Genomic DNA, 22,087 nt, shown 5'->3' on the forward strand with positions numbered 1-22,087 from the left:
GTCTGCACGCGCTTACTCGTGCGGGTAGGTCATCTTCCAAGGGTCGAGCGCATCCTTCAGGGCTTCGGGTTCGATTTCGCCCTGCTCTTCGGCCAGTTCGCGAATCGTCTTGCCGCTGGCGAACGCATCCTTGGCCATCTTGGCCGCTTTGTCGTAGCCGATCAGCGGGTTCAAACTGGTGCACATCGACAGGCTTTGTTCGACCGCCGCGTTGCACTTGTCTTCGTTCGCTTCCATGCCTTCGACACAGAACTCGACGAATGCGTCGCATGAGTTGGCCAGCAAATGAATGCTCTCCAGGACCGTGTGTCCCATGACCGGCATCATGATGTTGAGTTGGAAGTTACCGCCTGCGGCACCGGAAAGAGCCATGCAACTGTCGTTACCGATTACCTTGGCGGCAACCTGCATCATGGCTTCACTCATCACGGGATTCACCTTGCCTGGCATGATACTGCTACCAGGTTGCCGCGAAGGAAGAGCCACTTCATAGAAACCACAACGAGGACCGCTACCCAGCCAACGAATGTTATTGGCGAAGTTGAACAACGTCGTCGCGATCGTCTTCAGCTCGCTATGGCACTGGACCAGGCCGTCGCGATTGGCAGCAGCTTCGAAGTGATCGATGGCTTCGATGAATGGAATGTCCAAGCCTTCGGCAAGTGCGGCACAGACCTTTTCCGAGAACTGAGGGTGAGTGTTGATGCCGGTGCCCACGGCGGTGCCACCGACGGGAAGTTCGAGCACCGATTCCAGGGCGATCTTGGCCCGCTTGATCGAGAGTTCGATCTGACGAGCGAAGCCACCAAACTCTTGACCGAGGCGAAGCGGGGTCGCGTCCATCAAGTGGGTTCGGCCGATCTTGATGATCTTGTCCCAGGCTTCCGCTTTCTTCTTGAGCGAAGCGTGCAGCTTTTCGAGTGCCGGAATCAAGCTCGACTTGATCTGCATCGCGGCGGCCACATGGATCGCGGTTGGGAAAGTATCGTTGGTGCTTTGCCCCATGTTGACGTGATCGTTGGGGTGAATCGGCTTGGCCACGGCCAGGCGATCACCACCGATGATTTCGATGGCCCGATTGCTGATCACTTCGTTCACGTTCATATTGCTGGACGTGCCGCTACCGGTTTGGAAGACGTCGATCGGGAACTCGCCGTCGAGCTTGCCTTCACGTACTTCGGTGCACGCATCCAACAGGGCTTTGACCTGGTCATCATTGAGCGGGTTCTTGCCGGTTCCGGTTAGCTTGCCGAGATCACGATTGGCAATCGCACATGCATACTTCACCCAGCCCATCGCGTGGATCAGCGCCGGGGGCAATGTCCAGCCGCTGATCGGAAAGTTCTCGACAGCTCGTTGTGTTTGAGCGCTGTAATAGGCATTGGCGGGAACCTGAACTTCCCCCATCGAGTCTTTTTCGGTGCGAAACTGCGACATTGGTTGTGCCTCATCCGGTGATTTTTGCAATCAGATAGTACCAACCGCGTATTTTATGACGGTTCGCTGTGAGGCGAAAGAAGAGGCCCGGCCGCAATGACTAGTCGTCGAAGATGCCTTCCCCGAATTTTCGGGGGCGAGACGAACTGGACTGGCTCGGTTTGTCCGCTGGTGGCGAATGAGGTCCCTTCAGCTGGGAAGCACCTTCGCTGCGCTCGATCGAATCCGAAGTTTCCTGAGGAGGCGCTTCCCGTTTCGCGGGCGGAGAAGTGGACGATGGCTGGTCGTCATCATCATGGTCGTAATCTTCGCCCGCATCGCTGAAGTAGTCGTCGTATTTCGAGCGGTAGCCGGGACGCTTGGCCTCTTCGATTTCGTTGAGGTACTCATCGATGACGCGCGTTTGAATTTGCTCGCGGCACTCGGAATTGATCGGATGCGCAATGTCGGCGTAAAGCTTGGCCCGTTGATCCGAGCCGCGCTCGATCTGCGGTAGCTTCAACTTCGTACCACATTGGTTGCAATAGGCCGCGCGCAAGTGATTCTTGCAGCCACAGCCAGGGCAATGCCCGGTCAGCTTGCGACTGGGCATGGCGACGAATGGACCGTTGGCACCTTCGATGATTTTCAAATCGCGAATCACGAAGGCATCGTCGAAGGTGATGGAGCAGAATCCACGCAACCGATCGCTGGAATCTTCCATCAGCTTGATGCGGACTTCGGTGATCTTCACGGTTGCATACTCCCGGACGTTAAATGCGGCGTCAGTTTCGCAGCGACTGGAGCCCGCACGTCGTGACTGGAAAAACCATGCCGACGTTCTGGGCTTTCAGCCTGGCGGCAACGCGCCTGGCGTGAGTGTGGCTACGACAAATGGTGAAGTAGCCGGATCCACTCCCTGACATCTGATGGGCGACCACGTCTAATTGTTCGCAAATGTTAGCGAGCTGGTCGATTCGGGTCGAAATTTCTCGGGCAGGTTCTGTCAGGCGGTTGGTGAGGTGACGCGGCATCGACATGCGCTGATGTGACTTCAGGCTGGCAAGAAGTTCACTGGATGAGTCAGGCACTTCTGGCAGCCGACAGCGCCGATAGGCCTCAGCGGTTGAAACTCCCCCGGCAGGCCGGATCAACACCAGATCGAGCCGTCGCCCCGAGAAGGTTTCGATGTTTTCCCCGCGTCCTGTGGCAATTGCCTGGCCGCTTCCTAGTTGCCCGGCATGAAAGAAAAATGGGATATCGCTTCCCAGTTGGGCAGCCAACTCGCTCAACCGCTGGATGGAAAGGTTCAAATTCCAGGCTTGGCTCGCAGCAAACAAGGCGGCCGCAGCGTCGCTGGACGCTCCTCCAAAACCAGAAGCGGACGGAATTCGCTTTTGCAAAACGATTCGCGCTCCGTGCGGGACATTTTCTTCCGACTGAAGCAATTTCACGGCCCGATAAACCAAGTTGCTGTACTGAGGTGGAAGATCGCCAAGTAGTTGACTGCTGTCGCCTAACTTCGTGGCTTGCGCAAGTTGCCCTGAGTCCCACGCACATTCGAGAATGATTTCACGCTGCTTCGTGGGGGTGACTTCCAGTCGATCGAACAGCGAGACGGCCACCATGACGGTTTCCAGTTCGTGGAAGCCATCGGGGCGCTTACCTAGTAGTTCCAGGAAGAGATTAATCTTCGCCGGAGCAAGTACGGATACCTTGGAAGCCAATCGCTGAAACAACATCCGTGCTACCTTGCCGATGCATTCGGAGACTCTGGGGGAATCATCTCGGCGTCGTACTGGTACGCGTGCCAGAAAAGCCAAGAGTCACGCGAAGCAATTTCTCTGTTTCGATCAATGCGCACACTTCGACCAACCTAGGTGAGTGTTAACGCAATTTATCCCCCCCTCACTGCTCGGTCAAGGTAATTCGCTAGCGTTTCACGATGAGTTCGAAATGCGATAGATTTCGCTACTTTCGGGGTGTTGTTGATAACACCACAGACGCCGCCAGAAGTGGCAAATTGCTTGCCAATTCCCTGCGACATGGCTACTGGCTCAATTCTTTCAGCAGTTGTTGAGCTTCTTCATTGTCGGGGTCGCGCTTGATCGCCAGTTGTAGAAGAGCGATCGATTGCCGCGGATTCTGCTGCTGTATCAGCTTGGCCATCAGGAGGTAGGCCTCGGCGTCCTCGGGATTCATTTTGATCGACAGGTCAAGCAGGTCGAGGGCCATCTTCAGGTCCCCGGTTTCCATCGCCTTGGCGGCACCTTTACGGAACGTTTCGGAGTAGCTCTTTTTGAACTCGTACTCTGGGTGAAGTTCGATGGTCTTCTCGAGATAGGGAATGGCCTCGGCCCACTGGCCGCGCATGATGTAGGCATGAGCGATACCATGATAGGCCCGAGGATTCTTGGGGTTCTTCGCCAACACGTCGCGCCACATTGATTCATCGCTGCGATAGACTTCGTTCCTGGCGATCGACACGCCACCGTAAACTACAGTCAGCACGACCAGCAGCACGATCATTGCTTGCGACACCGACAAATGCGACGAGTCGGTCGAATGGTCGGGCGTGGCTCGTCGGAGCCCTTCGAAGATTCCAAAGACGATTAGCGCCAGTACGGCTGCCAGCGGAAGATACATCCGATGCTCGAAGACGATGTCTTGGATCGGCAGGATGCTGGAGGTCGGGGCGAGAATTAAAAAGAAGCATGCGCCGACAAAGCTCCACCGAGGAGCACGGAAGATACACCAGATCGTCAGGCCTAACGCGGCTACCACGAGGACGCCTGGCCAGATGGCATCGGCCAGGGAATAGGTTGCCCGCCAACCGTGGTCTAGCGACTGTCCCATCGGCAAGAAGGTTAGCTGAACATAGAAGGGAATCGCATGGGCTTGGCTGTAGAGATATTCTTTGGGGCCAACGAGCGAGCGTACAGGCTCGTCCCCGGTGAAGTCCACTTCATGCACAACCACCGTGCCATGTTCGTTGTGATTCTCGATAGGTATCAGGGCTACCTGAGCGAGAATCAGCCAAGACGCAGATAAACCCAAGTAAACTGGCCAGCGATTGCGAAACAGCTCGCCCCACGACTCGGCCAGAAAGGCGCGGTCGTACCAGAGAACCACCAAGGGAATGACCACGGCCACTTCTTTGCAGAGAGCGGAAGCCACGCAGGCCAGCACACTACCGACATACCAGAGCACATGATTCTTCGAGGTGAAGCCCCGGACGAAGCAAAACAGGGATAGCACGAAGAACATCCCCATCAACGATTCGTATCGCTGAACGATGTAGGTGACCGACTGGGTTTGCAGTGGATGGATTGCCCATAGCAGCGCGACGGATGCAGCCAGCAGCACGGCGTGCTCACGATAACGCTGGGCTATCTTGGGTAATTGCAGGGTTCGGTAGATAAACCCAAACAGCAGCAGGCTGGCCGTAATGTGGATTGCGATATTTACCGCATGGTAGCCAACGAGAGTTCCCCCGTCGGCCACGTAGTTCAGTCGCCAGGTCAGGTTGACGAGCGATCGGGTGCGTGTAGGAAAGTATTCCCAGCGAAGTGTCTGATAAGTTTCGTTGGTCTGTATTCTGGCCGCGCCATCAAACTGGAACGGATATGTGAAAGTCCGATGGTAGACAACCAAAACAAGCACTGGGATCGCCACGATGGCAATCCATTTCAGGCGGTTGGATGAAGGGGTAATCGCTTCTGACATCAGTGTTTCAAGTCGGTTGGTCGACAATCGGTTGTTGTACGACCAAGCGGAAGTCTAAGGTCCGGTGATAGCAGATTGCCGATGCCGCCACGATTGCTACCGCAAACAGCGGCAACGTTCGGTGAGAACTTCGATCGGAGACCTCAGGCATAAAAGGCAGAAAACGTCGGGAAAGACATAAAGGTTGGTGCGAAACATCCCATTCTATGGGAGGCCTACCGCCTATCCGAGGAAGAGCCCCGGCTTGCGTGGGTCTTTTCTTCAAACCTTAACGTCCCAAAGTTCTCCAGATTGCCCTGCCCTTGTTCGCCAAGGTTCTCTAGAATCCTGTCTTTCAACACGAAAGAAGATGGACTCGTGAGATGGCACCCTTGAAAATCGACGCAATTCGACACTTCCTCTGCGGAATCGCCATGGGGGCTGCGGACGCGGTGCCAGGGATTTCTGGGGGGACAGTTGCCCTAGTGCTGGGTATCTACCGCCGCTTGGTCGATGCGGTCAGTGCCGTCAGCGCCGACGCCGTTCGGCTGCTTTTGAAGCGTCAGTGGAAAGCGTTGGCCGAGCGATTCGATTTCTGGTTTCTGGTGGTCCTGCTGGGTGGGATTGTTTGCGGTCTGCTCACGTTTGTGGTCGTGTTGCATGAACTGATCGGAGAAGCCGATCATCCGGCCTCGACGCGGCCCTTTGTGTACGCCGTGTTCTTTGGCGCCATCGTCGCTTCAGGCTTTCTCGTGGCGAAGATGGTCCGACCAGCCAGCACCGGGCACGGGATCCTTTGTCTTCTCTCGGCCGTCGCCGGAGGTGTTTTTGCCTGGTGGTTGACCGGACTGCCGGCCCTGGAAGCATTCGACGCGGCGCCCAATCCGATCGTTTCATTTCTGTTGGGGGCGATCGCTATCTGTGCGATGATCTTGCCAGGCATCAGCGGCTCGTACTTGCTGTTGGTATTTGGTGCTTACCATTACTTCAGTGGCGTTCCCAAGGCCTTGGCCAAGGGCGAGATCGTGCTGGGAGACTTGTTCGCCTTTGCCTGCTTCGCGTTGGGGTGCCTGGTTGGGCTGCTGTCGTTCAGCAAACTACTCAAGTGGCTGTTGCATCAACACGAAGCCGTCACGCTCTCGATCATGGGTGGCTTTATGATCGGAGCACTACGCAAGCTGTGGCCTTGGCAAGGAGACGAAATCGAAACCCCATTCGCCAACGAAGCAGCGATTTGCTTCGCCCTGATGGTTGTTGCGGCGATCGTTGTCCTGGTGATCGACTTCCTCGCTCGCCCTGATGTGGAAGAACAAATCGACGGCGATCATTCCAGCCAACGGGCATCATGACCGCGGCTCTTGAGTTCTTCCACAAAGCTCTTCGGGCCATGCGTGCAAAAGACCGTCTTCGGCCCAACCTCTTCCACGGCACGGATCAACTGATCGAAGTCGGCATGGTCCGAAAGTGGAATCCAATGGTCCTTCGGTGCATTGCGCCTTCGTCGTGGATCAAAAGCCCAGCCGGTGACATGGAATTTCTCGACATGAACCGCCCCTGGTAGTACGCCTGGCGTGAGTGGTTTCGGAGGGACGATCACCGCGCAGCCAGGGACCGGACGCCCTGTGTAGGGTCGGTAGTCTCCCAGTTCGCAGCCGGCCTCTTCATAGACCTGGCTGATCGCGTAGATGTCGGGATGCTGCAGGACGGGGATCCCATGAGAGGTCAAGATCTTGGTCACCTCTTGCGACTTGCCCAGCACGTAGGCCGAGATGACCGGCGTCGCTCCCCGGTGGAATGCCTCGCGGACTTTCTCCAGCAGCATCTCGATCACCGTATCGCGAGCCGGCAGGCGATAATTCGGATGGCCGAACGTGCACTCCATAATCAGGTACTCGGCCGACCGAAGTTGGGCCTCTTCCGCTGTCGCCGATGGCCCCAGGCGGAAGTCACCTGTGTAGAGGACCGTTCCCTTTTCGTGCTCGGCATAGAGCATCGCCGAGCCGAAGATGTGCCCTGCCGGTAGGGCCGTCATCCGCAGGCCGGCCACTTCGACCGCTTCGCCCAGCGGCATGGTCTTGGTCGTCACATTCCCCAGCCGATGACGAACCAGCCTGGCCGTCGGTTCGGTGCACAGCGCTAGGGCATGATGGGCGGAATGGTCCATGTGCGCATGTGAAATGAACCCAATTGCCTGCCGGCGTGTCACATCCAGTCCGATGCGAGACGGAAGGAGGAAGAGTCCCCGGTCCATTGCGAAAAGTCCGGAAATATGCCCCGGCCGTGCTGGCAAGGGGGCAAAATCGGACGAAAGCAACTGCTGTTTGGTACTTTCCGACGTGTTGGTCGCTTTTCTTCCGGACAAGGACAACCTAAAATTAACAAGTGAGATGGGCGTTTGATTTGAACGACCCACTCTTTGTACTCAATTCTTCAAGCCTCTGGGGTCAACTGCCGATAGGTAGAGGACGAAATCTCAGAAATGAGAACGAGAGATTGAAGAGACTTACACCGGGGGCGAACTGGTATCGACCGGATAGTCTGAAGTGTAAGTTGCGTGTCGTGGTTGGTCAGCAGGCCACGTAAAAAGCAGACCAAACAATAATTGCAAACGATAACTTTGCACTGGCTGCCTAATTAGTTGTAGCCCCAACTGAGGGTCTTTGTCGGAGAGACCTGAAAGTTGGATGCCAATTCCGACTCGCCGAAGGTCACGTGGAGCACGCCTGAGGTTAAAAACCGTTCTCCTCTAGCTTCCCGGGAATCCTGTCGATTGGAGTCCCAGGTTGCGAAATTTAAATAATCGAATACACACGTAGACGCTTGCATGGAAATATCGCGGCACGCGGGTTCAATTCCCGCCGCCTCCACTTTAAGCCGTCTTACGATCTTCGTAAGACGGCTTTTTTCATGCGCTTACGTCAAATCCCCTGCAAAACAAGGACTTCGGAAAACGCTCTGTGTCAGGTAGCGTGTCAGGTTAGCCGCCAAAAGTGTCAGGTTAGCCTCTCCGCAACTGTAGGTAGGCACCTGCTAAGTGCCCCAGTTTGGTCAACCCATTTTCACCAGATTGGAGGTACAAGATGCCAGCACGCAGACGAGAACTCAAACCTGACACGAAGGGCCGCTATCGCCCCTACCTCGGCTTCCGGTTGGACGCCGATGGCAACCGTAAGGAATGCCGGTTTAACCTCGGAACGGACAAGAAGGAGGCCGAGCGACGGATGGAGCGCCTTTACGATCTTCATGACGAGAGCGAAGCCGCCGCAGGCGAGCCAACTTGGACTGGATTCGCACTCTACGCCGCCAAGCTAATCGCAAAGGGAACTTTCACGATTCCCTATCCATTCCTGATGCGACTGGCAGAAGAGGACAGTCCGACCGCACAGTACGCTCAGTTGTTGCACGTTGAGCAAAATCGCTACCCGTCCTTGCACATCATTCCCGCTGAGCCGGAACTTTACAGGCACGGTGTCAAGGTGAACGACAACGCTGTGAGTGAAGAACTCAAGGAACTTGAGGAGTCGGCTCGCTTTCTTGGAGTCATCACCTCACGTCAGGTCATGCCCGACCAACTTGTCACTGGCACACTGCACGAAGCTCTCGATGTCTTCGGTTATGAAGTCGTACACAAGAATAACGTGCGAGCCGGGTCTGAAGGTGAGTTGACTCAGTACGGGCGGCTCCGCATGGAAAGGATTGGCCGCTTCAAGGAGCGTCACCCTGACATTTCCCTCTCTGCTCTGCACCTCGACAGTTGCACTGATCTCGTGCGTTACTGGGCGAACCGGCCACCGACCAAGAATCGGAGGACGGGAAAAATTGATGGAAAGCCCATCGCACGAAAGACTGCTGAACACCACATCAAAGAACTATTCAGCTTTCTCAACTGGCTCGACGCCACAAGTAGATTCTCATGGATCAAACCTCGTGGCCTCGACCAAATCAGCCGGAAGATCGCAGAACTTGATGTCGAGAAAGCGAACAAATTGAAGGCGGTGCAGAAGGACACCTACACCGTAGAGGAACTCGCTGTACTGAATCGTCACGCCACTCCACTCGAACGACTGCTGCTCTATGTGGCACTCAACTGTGGGATGGGGGCAGCAGAACTCGGACGGCTTCGTTCAGGGGACTTTCTTCTCGATCATGAGCATGAACATGCCAGTCGGTTGGGGTTTACTTCCACGGAGAGGGACAGTTTCATTCGGTTCCTTCGCCCCAAGACAGGTGTATTTGGTGAGTGGCTGTTATGGCCCGAGACGATTGTGATGGTTCGCTGGGGATTCACCCGTTCACGCCAATCCGGAAGTGAACTGCTGTTTGTCTCCGAGAAGGGCGACCCGTGGTACAAGGAACGAGCAAAACGAAATCCACAGGCGAAGTTCACGAACGTCTTCACCGCCCTGATTCGACGAATCCAGAAGAGCGAACCGACCTTTCGCAAACTGGCATTTGGAACCCTTCGTGACACGTTGCCGAACATGCTTCGCCTGAGCCATTCCAGCGAAATGGCGAGCATCTGCTTGGCCCACGGCTCGACGTTCAAGGGTGACGAGTTGATCGACTGCTACACCAACAAGCCTTTCGGTCGCTTTCACGAATTGATGCGTGAAGCCAGAGGCATGGTGGAAGTTGTCTTTGATGCCGTCGATGGCGACCCAACCAAGGCTCCGACCCAACAGTACATTCCTCTGAAAGTTCGTGAACAAATGCGAGCAATGCTGAAAGCGGGACGCCCGAGTGGAGAGATTGCCGAAACCTGCTGTGTTTCCAGAGCTACGGTCTGCCGTGAAAGACAACGAATCGACTCCAACTGAGACCAAAAGCTCGGAGTTATTCGGGCGATCAATATGGGAAATCCCACATTGATCGCCCCGTCTCTGAATCTGGAACCAAGCAGGCACCTGCTATTCACGCAGGTCAGCGTTTCAGCAACGTGCTTCATACGAGCCAGTCCCCTGAGAGAAGGTAGGCACCTGCTAGTCTGACGCCCCATCTTCCCAGCCGAGAAAGAGAGCGTGACACCCGGTAGGCACCTGCTACTCGGGTGAGCCAGCGTCCCAGCGATCATGTCCTCTCCACAAAGCAGAAGGCAGGACGGCGAGCAGGCACCTGCTACTCAGGCCCAACTGAAACACAATCACGAAGAAGAAAGGAGGTGCGTTTTATGGCATAGAAGCAGGAGAACCGAAGAGTGTGTAGCAGGTGCCTGACCGTCAAATCGGGCAAATCGGGACGTATCGCCCGGTTGCACGGGCACTTGCTCGACAAGCGTGCTGCCGAGAGGCAGTCCAATTTTTGTAACCCCGACGTTGAACACGTCGGGGTTTTTTCATGCCCTGACCCATTTGCCGAAGGCTATCAGACAAGTATTCACCTGCGTCTGAAAGCTCTCAGCGCATCTACAACAAGGAGACCGACATGACCAATATCATCGAATCTTCAACCCTACATTCCGCACTCGACATCTACGCCGAACAAATTGGCAGGCAGGCCGGATTCCTGACCGCCGCAACAATCGCCGGTCGGAGGACGGTTGTGCGCCTGCTCAAGCAGTTCCACGACAACATTCCACTCGCTCAGATCGATCTCGCTGCGTGCGTGGACATGATTGATCTGTGGAAGTCCCGCCCCGTGAATCAGAAGACCGGCCAGCGCTATGCTGCTTCAACAGCAGCGAAAGTCCTCTCTGAACTCATTCGGTTCTTTTACTGGCTCGACATGTCCGATCAATTTCAATGGACAGCCCCAACTCACTTTGGACAAGTCTCACGACGAGTGTGTCGGTTGCCGAGCGACCGTCGCCCCGTGCATCGAGAAAAGTTCACCGACGAGCATTTCGCCATTCTGTATCGCCATGCCGCCCGAATGCAGCGGCTCATGCTGTGCCTTGCGATGAACTGCGGTCTGAGAGCAGTCGAGATGGGGCAACTGAACCGTAGCAACATCATCATGGACGGTGACAACGACTTAATGATTGACCTACAGCCGGGAGAAGGCATCCTCAGATTCGTGCGTCCGAGAACTGGGGCGTGCTGCGAATGGCTCTTGTGGCCGGAAACTGTAGAGGCGGCGAAGCTGGCCATCGCCCGTGCCGACGAACTCGGAAGGGACCTGCTGTTCGTTTCAGACAAAGGGACGCCAATGGGGATAGGAGCCTCAAGAAACCCTGTGTCTGGATTCGCCCGTCACTGGGATCGGCTTCTGAAGACCGTCGAGAACCAAGGAGTTCCGAAATTGCCTCTGGGTACACTTCGCACCCAGATGGCCGAGCGTATTCGACGAGAGTATGGCGATGAAGTCGCCCGACAATTTCTCGGGCACTCTCGAACTACCGATACCCTCACGGATTACGCTCTACGACCAGCCCGAGAAGCCCTGCGAGAGTTGAGAACCTCGCTGGCTTCAGTGTTCGAGCCGCACTCGACGTAGAAGGCAAGGCTGATGCCTCTAGGCACCTGCTAGTCCGCCAGATCGAAACCAGTCCTAGCAACAACGAAAGGAGGTGACTTCGTAGATCAGTGACACGGTGAGCAGGCTGACCGGACCAGAACCAGCAGCCTGTATGACGACTCGTGAACCCCGGCGTGCATTCGTGCGACGGGGTTTTCTTATGCCCTTTTCGGAACGCCCGGAACTGCTTCAACCAAGCAAGGCTGGTGCCTTGCGGCTGTTCCGGGTACATTTTCAACCAAGGAGACCAATCCATGAACACGACATCCATCACCATCAACGACATCCAGATCGGCGAGCGTCACCGCAAAGAAATCGGTGACATCGGCGGCCTAGCCCATTCCATTTCCGACGATGGGCTACTCCAACCCATCGGTGTTACCCCAGACAACCGGCTTGTCTTCGGCTACCGCCGACTCCTCGCTTGCCGAGACCACTTGGCGTGGACCGAGATTCCCGCCGTCGTCATCGACACCGAAAATCTGACGCATGGTGAGTGGATCGAGAATACGATCCGCAAAGACCTGACTCTCTCGGAGATGGTCGCAATCACCGACGCCCTTCGAGATTTCACCCGTGGTGGAGATCGTCGTTCCGATCAATACCGTAAAAACGGTAGTGGTGTCACCAAGAAGGAAGCCTGCGAGATCGCTGGTTGGAAGACTGACAAGTACGATGATGCAAAGAAGGTCGTGGAGAACGCCATCGACGAACTGGTGCGTGCAATGGACGAAGGAAAGGTGTCACCCCACGCCGCCGCCAAGTTGGTGGATGAGCCTGAAGACATTCAGCGTGAGGCTGTTGAAAGGCTCGGATCAGCAACGACTGCTGCTGAGCGCCGAGGCATTCTAAAAACCCTGCGTCGTCTTAAGAACCAGAAGAAGCTTGCGGAACGACGAAAGGCCGAGCTTGAAGCTCCATTGGCTTCGGAATCCGTGAAGATTCTCCATACCCCATTTCAGCAGTTGAAGGAAGTCGCCAACCTTAAACCGGGTTCCGTGCAGTGTGTCCTCACTGACATCCCCTACGATGGTGAGTTCGTCAGTCAGATTGGGGATTTGGCTCGACTGGCTGCCGAAGTGCTTGTTGAGGGAGGCATCTTCATCTGCTTTGTTGGTCAGCACAAGTTGAACGACAAGATGAGAGCGTTCGACGATCATCTGACCTACCAGTGGATGGGAACCTCAAGATGGGTTGGACGCTGCAACCAGATGCACGCAGTGAAGGTTGTAAGCAACTATACGCCCTTCGTTATCTACACCAAAGGTCAGCGGAAACCTGACGAGTGGACAAAATGGGTAGACACGCTCGATCTCGACCGTCAGGAGAAGGAATACCATCCGTGGCAACGACCGCTGGCTGAAGTCGAAAGCCTGCTCCTCAGTTTTACGAGGCCCGGCGATCTTGTTGTCGACCCATGTGGTGGCGGATTCACCACGGCTGTCGCCTGTCAAAGACTCGGCAGACGGTGCATATCCTGCGACATCGAGAAGGCATACGTCGTCCAAGGCTTGGAGCGACTCGCCAAAGCACAAGCGTCGGAAGAGAGCGAGTCTCCCGAGGGAACTGTTGCAATTGACTTCGATCTGATTGGCGAAGAGCAGGCCGCATAAATACCACGTCTCATCTCTATCGGCCTTTAGAAACGGGCTGCGTTCCTCTCGGACCGCAGCCCGTTTTGCTTTGACATCTAACCAATCCGGTTAGCGAATCCAACATTTGTACTGCGACTGCGCTCAAGGTGCGCACTGAGCGTGGTCGCTAACCAAACCCGTGCGCACTCTGGAGGATCAACACATGGACAACCACTTCAAACTCAACACAGTCGAGCTTGGTGACTGCAAGGAAGTCATTCATCGGCTTCGTGACAAGTCCGTCAACTTGGCACTGTGTTCACCACCTTACCCAGATAAACGGGGCGACAAGTACCCGACCGTTTCGGAAGCTGACTTTCCAACATGGACAGCACGATGGATGGACTCGCTTGTCGGCAAGTTGGCTGACGACGGTAGCGTCCTCATGGTAATTGACAAACATGTCAAGAATGGTGTGATGTCTGACTTTCTGCTCATCACACAGCTTGTGTTAAGGCAACTTGGGTGGACTCAGCACATGACACACATCTGGTTCAAACACGATGGACTCCCACTCGGGCACAGATGGTGGCCTCACCACTGCTACGAAGAAATTCTGTGGTTCAGCCGCACTACTCACCCCTTCTGTGATCCATGGGCTGCTGGCTCGCCATCGACGAATCTTGCCGTGAGAAACTACGATCAGTCCGATTGGACCAACGGCAAGACGGGTAAGAAGGAAGGGACTGCCCGGATGCGTGATGTGCTTGTCGTACCTGTTGGTGGAAATGCCAAAGGCGTGGATCATCCGGCCAAGTACCCGCAAACGCTTTGCGAGTCGCTCATCAAGACGTTCTGTCCCGAGGATGGCACAGTCTTGGACTGTTTCGCTGGATCGGGGACGACGCTATTAGCGGCACGGGCTACCGGACGGAACTTCTACGGTATCGATGTAATGAAGAAATACGTCAACCTCGCTCGGCGGCGACTGTCTGAGGGTGGTCCACAAGCTGCCTAATAACTGTCCGATGTTTGTTCGTTATTAGTCCAACTCTCGTAAAAGGAGATGAGAAACGTGGTTACTAACGCCCTCTGGGTGTGCGAAGTCGATTTCGTGAGAAGAGCCGGGATTTCCCGGCTCTTCTCATTTCGGCGCAGGAAGGATGGCGGTCAGAGTCTGTGTGGCTGAGCAGGTTCCCACTCTCATCGGTAAGACGATGGATGACCGGGTGGAGCAACTCGTGAGAACCTGAAACGTTATTCGTCATCTGGCAAGTTGATCTTCTTGCATTCCCGTTCGAGCTTTTCTTCAAGTTGCTCTAACAGAGCTTGAAGCGGCTGCACGTTCATTTCCGAGAGATCACGGCCTTGATTCGACTCAACCTCTCAAATTGCACGCTTGGCTATTCTTTTGAAGGTGAAATACTCGCTGATCGAGGTGAGAGCCTCTAGCGTCTTTTCATAGGAATACACCTCGACAGCCCTCTGGTGATATCCTCCGAATTCCCTTCCTTCTGCTTGTGCGTCTACGATCTGTTGGAAATTGGATTGCTCATGCCGAATCACCTTCAATGCCCCTTCAAAGTCCTTCTTGCGTCTTTTCAAGTAAGTGACTCGGTGCGTGTTTCGATAAAGAAGAACAACCCCGGTCAAGCCGCAGGTGGCGGCCCCAAAACACCAGATCGGCGAAGGCACTGGTGTTTTTAGGAAGCTAAGCACCAACACCACCAGACGAAAAGCCAAAGGAGAGAGGGGGCCACAAGTATGTGCATGATCTTAGTGTTTCTTCGTTTCGCTTTTGCTGTCTGATTTTTAGACTCGCTTGACTGTTATCGACTCGTCAAAGTCGTCAATTGTGGTCACTTCCCAGTCAAAGTCCCCGCACGAAAAAACCGTCCCCTCTCCAACTTCAAAGCTTGTGTCGTCAAACTGAAGTACGCACGTTATTCCATCCACAACGTCTCCGTTTGGCAATTCGTACTCTCGCTCTTCAAACTGGCTCATGCCAACAATGCCGAACTCCTCGTTCGGAAGTGATGATGCGGAAATCGTCTTTGGATAGGCCCAAAACACTTGATAGTTCGGGCCTTGCGAATCCGGTCTTGCTGTAGGCTTTCGAACTTGAATGGCCATCGGGACAGGAATGTCTACGCCAATGACAATGGCTTCACCGGGTCCGAGTGTTGGCAAGAAGGCGGCGGCAGAACGATCAATTTCCCCAGCAGCACGTTCGACAACTTCACGGTCCCGATCATTGATGAGTCGGTGGACAACCAGAGTTCCCATTTGGCTCAAAACATCCTGCGGTATGTCTCGTGGTCGCTGAGTCGCAATGCAGATGGACAAACCGTATTTCCTTCCCTCCTTCGCAACAAGACCGAAGGCATCCAATTCGACCCTGAGAAAGTCATCGCCAATTGTTCTATTCAAGAATTGATGAGCTTCATCAAGGAACACCACGAGCGGTTGCTCCCTGAAGTTGCCGTCTCTCGCTTTGTCCAATAGCACCCTCCCAATGCCATTCGCAACAACCTCCCTTGCGTTGTTTCCGAACGGCACATTCTGGAGCGAAATTCGAAGTAGGCGTGCGGACTCGTCTTCGAGGAACTCGTCAATAGAGTCTGCCACTGTTGCCATGCCTTCTGTGCGAAAGACACAGGCGTAGTCCGACGACGACGTAATGCTTTCAATCCTCATCATCAGTGGCAGGCAGTATCCTTCATCTTGCTGATTGCTGTCGCCAAATCGGTAATCGCTGTTTCTCGCATAAGGCCAGATACATTCTTCCCGAATCTGCCTCGCCAATACATTGACTGCAAATGGCGAACGAGGCGACTCAACGTATTCTGCATACTCGGCGAATGCAGACTCGATTGGCTCTCGTTCAGCATTGCGCTTAATGAGATTGCCATTGTCGTCTGCCATCTCATCGCAACAATGTACCAACCTCAAGCTTCGAATCGCTTCTCGTAGTTTTGGGCCTTGCGATTGACTGTTTGGTCGAAACAATGCAAACAGATCGCTTTCGACCATATCTGAGTGGGGAAAAGCAACTCTCTCTGCCGTGTCAGGCAGGGATGGGCCTTCACCGATGGTGACATGGCGAACGCACTCGCTATCCAGCCTCCAGAACTCTCCAGTTGCATCCAGCAGGATCAATTTCGACTTGTGCTGAGTTGCCTCTTCAAGCAGGCGAGCCACGGTCCAACTTTTTCCGCCTCCAGTTGTCCCCAATACAGCGCAATGGCGTCCGAAGACCTGCTCCGGTGTCACACCGAGTGTGACTGCATGGTCATCGGTGAGACATGCGAATGACAGATGCAGAACATGGGGTTTGTCTTTTGAACTGGCCGAATCGGCCAGCAACCAACGAACCAATTCGGGATGTGCCGAGTAAATCCTCCCGCCGAGCCTTGGATAGCGTCCAATTCCCGGAGTCGCTTTCATTTCCGAGAGATCAATGGTTGCCAATAGCTGAATTGCGCCGACGGGGTGTACCTCATCCTGAGAGCCAAGAGACGGCTCCACCGTCAATCTCTCTCGTTCGGGCAGGCGAACGTCGAGGACTCGACCGAATACCGCTAACTCGTCGCACTCGACGACAACGAATTCTCCAACTTCACCGCCTCCAACTCGCAAACCGTGGTGCAACCGGCTGCCGTTCTCACCTGCCCTTGGCAGATTGGCACGCACCGAGTTCGGCCCCACTTGCGTTACCGTTCCGATACAACGTTGGGACTCAAATGGATGTGGTAGTTCGCTCATCTAAGCATCTCCCCTCATCCGCCGTCGATGACGTTCCTCTTCGGTCTCCGAGATAAGGTCAGGGATCAATGGCACGAATTGCTCAAACTTCCCAGCAACCAGAGAAATACGAGAGTCCCCGGCCTCGATCAGTTCTTGCATCAAATCAATCGCCTCACCACCGTCACTCTCCAGCGAAGGTGAAACAACTATAGTGCGAAGGCCGACATTACTGCGAATTGCGGACAGGATTGGCTGCGTAAGATGTTTGTCGTTGAAGCCAAATCCGACAACAAGCAGGGACGTTTCAGTTTGACGGAGAGCCGACTGAAATCGGGAGATCAGATCAAGAAAGGGTGACTCGTAAGACAGTTCAAACTTGCTGTGCCGAGGATAGATCAGCACTGGCTTTTCGGTGGACTGCGACTTCACGATACGCCCTGCGACGTTCTCCCAGTCTATGCTTCCATGGACTTTGTACAGGTGGAAAACATTCGGAATGTAATCCGGCGATGACCCGTCTTCGTCTCGGCGCACAAGGTCGTAGGCAAAATAGCTGCTGTCGAACTCTTGAGGGAGGGTGTGCGAGAACCCATCGACTCCAATGAAATGAATCCTGCTGGCAGCGGTTTCAAATGCAAGGTCATAGTTTGTCGTGAATAACTTCGTTCTGGGATGCCTTGTCGGTCGGCGAGCAATTCTCCGCAGAAACGCCTCATGAACATCGAGTGAAAGGTCATCCGTTACAAAGTTACACAACTCACTGATGACTGTTTCAGCTTTGCGAATGAAAGCAGCAACATTCTTATGGGGCTGAAATTCCTGAGACAGCAGACACTTTGACAGAAGCAACTCGATGTCTTGCTTGTATGCCTCGTTGTCTTCAACAGGCTGGCCGACACGTTCGCAAACCCATTCCAGCTTTTCGGTTGAAACCTCTTGCTCGATCCCATCCCATAAATGCCACATCGTGGGAGCAGGCTGATCCCCGCCTTCATCTTTGATACAGAGTGAAGTTCCAAGTCCAGTGAGAACAATAAGATTCTGGCTGCGGAGAAATTCCGTGAGCGTCTGTCGAAGCTGCTCTTCGCATCCCGGTGTTGGTTCATCTTCGTCGTCAGACGGAAAGACATCAGCCCACTTGCCATTTGTGTATGCCCCAATTGCTCGCATTGTGCTTCCTTGTTCTTGTTACGCCCCCACAACACACACATTTAGCCGATTTCTACGCTGCTCCCAATCGGGCATCAGCGTCTTCAGCAAGCGGTAGAACCGTGGGCCGTGGTTGTGTTCTTGAAGGTGGCAGAGTTCGTGGACGATCACATACTCAATGCACTGCTTGGGGGCGATGATTAGGTCTGGGTTGAGCAGGATGCGACCTTCCTTGGTACAACTGCCCCAGCGATTCTTCATTCGTTGAATCCTGAAGCTCCCCGCTTCGATCCCGTGACGACTCGCTTTCGCAGCCATTTCGTCGAAAAGCTCTTGAAAGATGATTTTCGCACGCTGGCGAAACCAACCGACCACCAGTGACTTGATGCGGCCTTTCTGGTTCGGATCAGTCAGATAGACGTTGATTTGGCCTCGGGCCATTTTGACGGCATCTTCGTCGCTTTTGTGAACACGCAAGCGATACTGCCGCCCCAAATAACGGTGTGATTCACCGCTGATGTATCGACGGGGAGGAATGGCCGGAAGGTAAGTCTCGAAGAAACGCTGCTGCTGGATGATCCACGACGCTCGTTTCTGCATCTTCCCTTCAACGGCAGAGTCCGAGGCATCCTTGGGGGCCGTTACCACGACAGACAGGTCGGGATGCACGTCAATGGCCAACGTCTTTCGAGTCGAATACGAAAGTTCGTAGTCGATGCGTTTGCGACCGAACTGAGTCGTCATTCGTCGAGTGGCGTGGCCATTGCGGTTGGTCACTTTTGAACCTCCCGCCGCTTGGCGACTCGCATGATGCCTTCAAGAATCTCGTCGATGTCGTCGCCAGTCAAAGCCAAGTCATAGCGTCCCTTGGCGGCAAACATCAGATCATCGAGATCGTTAATCATGGCGTTCTCAACGTCTCTGTTGTCCACCCAGTCTCGAATCTTCTTCTCGTCGATGATTTTCTTAGCTTTGATCGCCGTTTCCGCAGCAATTGCGGCGAGATCACTACGCTTGGGGGCAGCATCACCAGCGGCGTATTCCTCGCTGGATTCGGCAACCTGATCCGACTGGGAAGCTATCTTCTCGAATCCTTCGAGCAGCAACCGGAAGTACGCCTTGGCTTCTGGATCGGTGCGGAGTTCGGAAGGCACCTTGGAAGACCCCTGTTCTTTGGCTTCCTTCCATGCCTCGAACATCTTCTGGAGGTACTCTTCCTCGCTGAGTCGCTTCTCCAGATAAGCCTGAATTGCCTCGTCGATCACCTCTGAGAGCTTTTGATAGAGAACAGGGTCTTCTTCCATCCTCTCAGTGCAGGTCTTCTTCACCCGAGATGCGATGAAGTCAGCTTTGGCCGCTGTCCCCTCGATGTCTTCCAGTTCCTTGTCCAGATTTTCGACTTCAAAGATATTGACTGGCTCGACGATCTGCTTCACTTCGTCTGCGCCGATGTACTTATCGACCATGTTCCGAATCTGGTCTTCGTACTCTTTGTAATCCACGGCTTCGTTGTAACGCTGTTTGACGGCGGCTCGCAGATTTCGGAAATACTTCAAATCGTCGACGTAACGCTGAATCGTTTCCTTGGGAGTCTCGTCGTGGAACTTCGCTGAAGACATGGCGAGTTGCAGCGTCTTTGCAAAGTCGTTCAGGGCATCGTAAAAATCTTGCCTGATGTCCTCGTGGCGAAGATGCTGTTGCATCGCCTCCAAATCTTGCTTGTTCTGTACAGGATTGAAAACAGACCAGACGTTTGTGTGCCGTTCCTTGAGTTTGGCGATCTCCTCCTCGACCGCCGTGAATGTCCCTTCAAGGTCTTCCTCGTCAAAGCCACTGAGAGCGTCGTATTTCTTCACTGCCTCGTCGAGTGCGCCGAAGATGCCCCGGTAATCAACGACCAGTCCAAAATCTTTGCCATCGAAGAGGCGATTCACACGGGCGATGGCTTGCAGGATGTTGTGATCTCGCAGTCGTTTGTCGATGTACAGGACCGTGTTGCAGGGAGCGTCGAATCCAGTTAACAGCTTATCGACGCAGATGATGATTTCGGGATTCGGCTTCTTTTCGAAGTCGTCGATGGTTCGTTCGAGATACTTCTTTTCCGAACCAAACTCCTTCATCATCTCCTGCCAAAACTGCTGGATTTCCGGCACGTCCTCTTCTTCGATGGTCTCATTGTCTTCCCGAGTGTCAGGGGGCGAGATGATGACACGAGACGACACCTTGCGTTCTGGATACTCCTTGCCGATCTCCTCGAACAACTGGTGATATTTGAGTGCCATCGCCTTGCTGCTGACGGCGAACTGCCCCTTGAACTTGGTTCCTTTGAAGTTGTCGCAGAAGTGAGTGACCAGATCGAAGGCGATCTCGTACAGTCGCTCAGATGTCTTGGTCAGTTCCTCTTCTCGACGAAACTTCTTCTTCAGGTCGGCTTTCTGTTCCTCGGACAAGTCCTTCGTGATTCGGTCGAACCACTTGTCGATAGCCTTCTGGTCACCATGAAGCTCGGACATCCGACCTTCGTAGAGGATCGGTGTGACGGCCTTGTCCTCAACTGCCTGACGCATGGGATAGCTGTGAATGAAACCACCAAACTTCGTGGCTGTACTTTTTTCCTTCTTGAGCAGCGGCGTGCCGGTGAATCCGATGTAACAGGCGTTAGGAAAAACCTGCTTCATCTTGGCGTGAGCCAGTCCGTACTGGCTGCGGTGACTTTCATCGACCAGCACAAAGACATTGCTGCCTTCGTCCTTCAGTTCATGAGTCGATGCCGCCGACTCAAACTTGTCGATGATCGTGGTGATGATGTCGGCTTTGCCCAGAGACACCAGTTCAACCAGATGTTTGCCACTACCTGCACGTTCAACCGACTTTCGGCAGGCGAGGAATGTCTTCCAGATTTGCCGGTCGAGATCAACCCGATCCGTGACGATTACAACTTTTGGATTCTTGATCGACGGTTCAAGTGACAACGCCTTGGCGAGCATTACCATCGTCAGACTCTTGCCGCTGCCAGTGGTGTGCCAGATCACGCCACCCGGTCGCTGCTCGTCTCCTTTGGACTTTGTGATCCTTGCCATTGTCTCGCCAATGGCAAAATACTGCTGATACCGGGCGATTTTCTTTTGGTTCTGGTCGAAGACGATGTACCGGAAAGCCAACTCCAGAAGTCGTTCGGGACGGAATAGACAATAAAGCAGTCGATCCTGCGGAGAAGGCATTCGTTCTCCGGCTGCCAGTACCTCTTTCATCTTGGCAACGATCCACGGCTTTCGGCTCTCGAACATTCGGTCAAGCTGCTGCTGCGAAAGCGGCGTGTTGATGAGCTTCGCCAGTTTCAAGTCCAGATCGTCGGAATGTTCCTCCTTCCATGTTGACCAAAACTTCTTGGGCGTTCCAGCCGTGGCGTACTTGCCTGCGTTCTGACAGATGGAGCCGAGTAGCTGCGAGTACACGAACAGGCCCGGAATTTCATCCTGACGCTGGTTGCGGAGGTTTTGGCTTATGCCGACTTCGACCGCATCGTGTTCGTCAGGGCGCTTGCATTCGATGACGGCCAGCGGAATGCCGTTCACGAATAGCACGATGTCAGGCCGACGCAATTCGTGGGATGCGGTTCGCTCGACTTCGAACTCATCGGCGATGTGGTAGACGTTTTTTTCGGGATGCTCCCAGTCGATGTACTGAAGCGTGTAGCTCCGCTTGTTCCCATCGATGGTCTGCTCTTGAGCCTTGCCCAGAGTCAGCAGATCGAACGCCTGCTCGTTGGTTTTTACCAAGCCGTCAAACGGAATGTTGGTCAGAGCATCGACAGCGTTCTTGAGATTGGTCTCGGTGAAGTCGTGCGTCTGTCCCTTGAAATTGATCTTGTTCAGTTTGCGGAGTTGATCGAAAAGGATGGATTCCAGCACGACTCGGCTGCGTTTACCGCCACGAAGATCAAGTGCCTCGGTCGGAGTGAGGTACTGGTAGCCAATCTGTTGCAATAGTTGTAATGCAGGCAGGTGCGAGACCAAATCTTCGAGGAACTCCGAGACAGCCAT

General features: G+C 54.3%; 14 protein-coding genes and 1 other RNA gene. 6 read left to right on the forward strand and 9 right to left on the reverse strand.

Features of this window, described 5'->3' with window-relative positions; all coding sequences use genetic code 11:
- Positions 1 to 12 precede the first annotated feature (12 nt).
- The 4 genes from PSR63_RS15265 to PSR63_RS15280 form a co-directional block, all read right to left on the reverse strand.
- Positions 13 to 1,437, reverse strand: coding sequence for a class II fumarate hydratase (locus PSR63_RS15265; RefSeq protein ID WP_274326537.1), 1,425 nt, complete (start codon positions 1,435 to 1,437; stop codon positions 13 to 15).
- A gap of 100 nt (positions 1,438 to 1,537) precedes the next feature.
- On the reverse strand, positions 1,538 to 2,170 hold the full coding sequence (locus tag PSR63_RS15270; RefSeq protein ID WP_274326538.1) for a SpoVG family protein: 633 nt from the start codon (positions 2,168 to 2,170) through the stop codon (positions 1,538 to 1,540).
- A 31-nt stretch (positions 2,171 to 2,201) separates the two neighbouring features.
- Complete coding sequence (gene ispE / locus PSR63_RS15275; protein ID WP_274326539.1) at positions 2,202 to 3,158, reverse strand: 4-(cytidine 5'-diphospho)-2-C-methyl-D-erythritol kinase; 957 nt, start codon at positions 3,156 to 3,158, stop codon at positions 2,202 to 2,204.
- 307 nt (positions 3,159 to 3,465) lie between these two features.
- The gene (locus tag PSR63_RS15280) at positions 3,466 to 5,142 is read right to left on the reverse strand and encodes a tetratricopeptide repeat protein (RefSeq protein WP_274326540.1); all 1,677 of its coding nucleotides are present in this window, start codon (positions 5,140 to 5,142) and stop codon (positions 3,466 to 3,468) included.
- Between the two features lie 362 nt (positions 5,143 to 5,504).
- On the opposite strand from PSR63_RS15280, the gene PSR63_RS15285 reads away from it, so the two are divergent.
- Positions 5,505 to 6,470 (forward strand): DUF368 domain-containing protein, encoded by a 966-nt coding sequence (locus PSR63_RS15285; protein WP_274326541.1) that lies wholly within the window; start codon positions 5,505 to 5,507, stop codon positions 6,468 to 6,470.
- Here PSR63_RS15285 and PSR63_RS15290 read toward each other — a convergent pair.
- Positions 6,446 to 7,285 (reverse strand): MBL fold metallo-hydrolase RNA specificity domain-containing protein, encoded by an 840-nt coding sequence (locus PSR63_RS15290; protein ID WP_274326542.1) that lies wholly within the window; start codon positions 7,283 to 7,285, stop codon positions 6,446 to 6,448. The two genes, PSR63_RS15285 and PSR63_RS15290, sit on opposite strands and share 25 nt — an antisense overlap.
- Before the next feature lie 346 nt (positions 7,286 to 7,631).
- Between PSR63_RS15290 and ssrA the strand changes: the two genes are divergently transcribed.
- From ssrA to PSR63_RS15315, 5 genes are all read left to right on the forward strand, one after another.
- Positions 7,632 to 7,991, forward strand: a transfer-messenger RNA (tmRNA) gene (gene ssrA / locus PSR63_RS15295).
- A gap of 210 nt (positions 7,992 to 8,201) precedes the next feature.
- Complete coding sequence (locus PSR63_RS15300; RefSeq protein WP_274326543.1) at positions 8,202 to 9,938, forward strand: hypothetical protein; 1,737 nt, start codon at positions 8,202 to 8,204, stop codon at positions 9,936 to 9,938.
- Between the two features lie 604 nt (positions 9,939 to 10,542).
- Positions 10,543 to 11,553, forward strand: coding sequence for a hypothetical protein (locus tag PSR63_RS15305; RefSeq protein WP_274326544.1), 1,011 nt, complete (start codon positions 10,543 to 10,545; stop codon positions 11,551 to 11,553).
- 275 nt (positions 11,554 to 11,828) lie between these two features.
- Positions 11,829 to 13,187, forward strand: a complete 1,359-nt coding sequence (locus PSR63_RS15310) for a DNA methyltransferase (protein ID WP_274326545.1) — start codon at positions 11,829 to 11,831, stop codon at positions 13,185 to 13,187.
- Between the two features lie 184 nt (positions 13,188 to 13,371).
- A complete protein-coding gene (locus tag PSR63_RS15315) occupies positions 13,372 to 14,166 on the forward strand; it encodes a DNA-methyltransferase (RefSeq protein WP_274326546.1) in 795 nt (264 codons plus the stop codon).
- Positions 14,167 to 14,960: 794 nt separating this feature from the next.
- On the opposite strand, the gene PSR63_RS15320 is transcribed toward PSR63_RS15315, so the two are convergent.
- The 4 genes from PSR63_RS15320 to PSR63_RS15335 are packed head-to-tail and all read right to left on the reverse strand — an operon-like array spanning position 14,961 to position 22,087.
- The gene (locus tag PSR63_RS15320) at positions 14,961 to 16,913 is read right to left on the reverse strand and encodes an ATP-binding protein (RefSeq protein ID WP_274326547.1); all 1,953 of its coding nucleotides are present in this window, start codon (positions 16,911 to 16,913) and stop codon (positions 14,961 to 14,963) included.
- A complete protein-coding gene (locus PSR63_RS15325) occupies positions 16,914 to 18,065 on the reverse strand; it encodes an SIR2 family protein (RefSeq protein ID WP_274326548.1) in 1,152 nt (383 codons plus the stop codon).
- An 18-nt stretch (positions 18,066 to 18,083) separates the two neighbouring features.
- The gene (locus PSR63_RS15330) at positions 18,084 to 18,821 is read right to left on the reverse strand and encodes a M48 family metallopeptidase (protein WP_274326549.1); all 738 of its coding nucleotides are present in this window, start codon (positions 18,819 to 18,821) and stop codon (positions 18,084 to 18,086) included.
- Positions 18,818 to 22,087 (reverse strand): type I restriction endonuclease subunit R, encoded by a 3,270-nt coding sequence (locus tag PSR63_RS15335; protein ID WP_274326550.1) that lies wholly within the window; start codon positions 22,085 to 22,087, stop codon positions 18,818 to 18,820. Before PSR63_RS15335 ends, PSR63_RS15330 begins: the two co-directional genes overlap by 4 nt.

It is taken from the genome of Bremerella sp. P1 (assembly GCF_028748185.1).
Lineage (GTDB): Bacteria > Planctomycetota > Planctomycetia > Pirellulales > Pirellulaceae > Bremerella.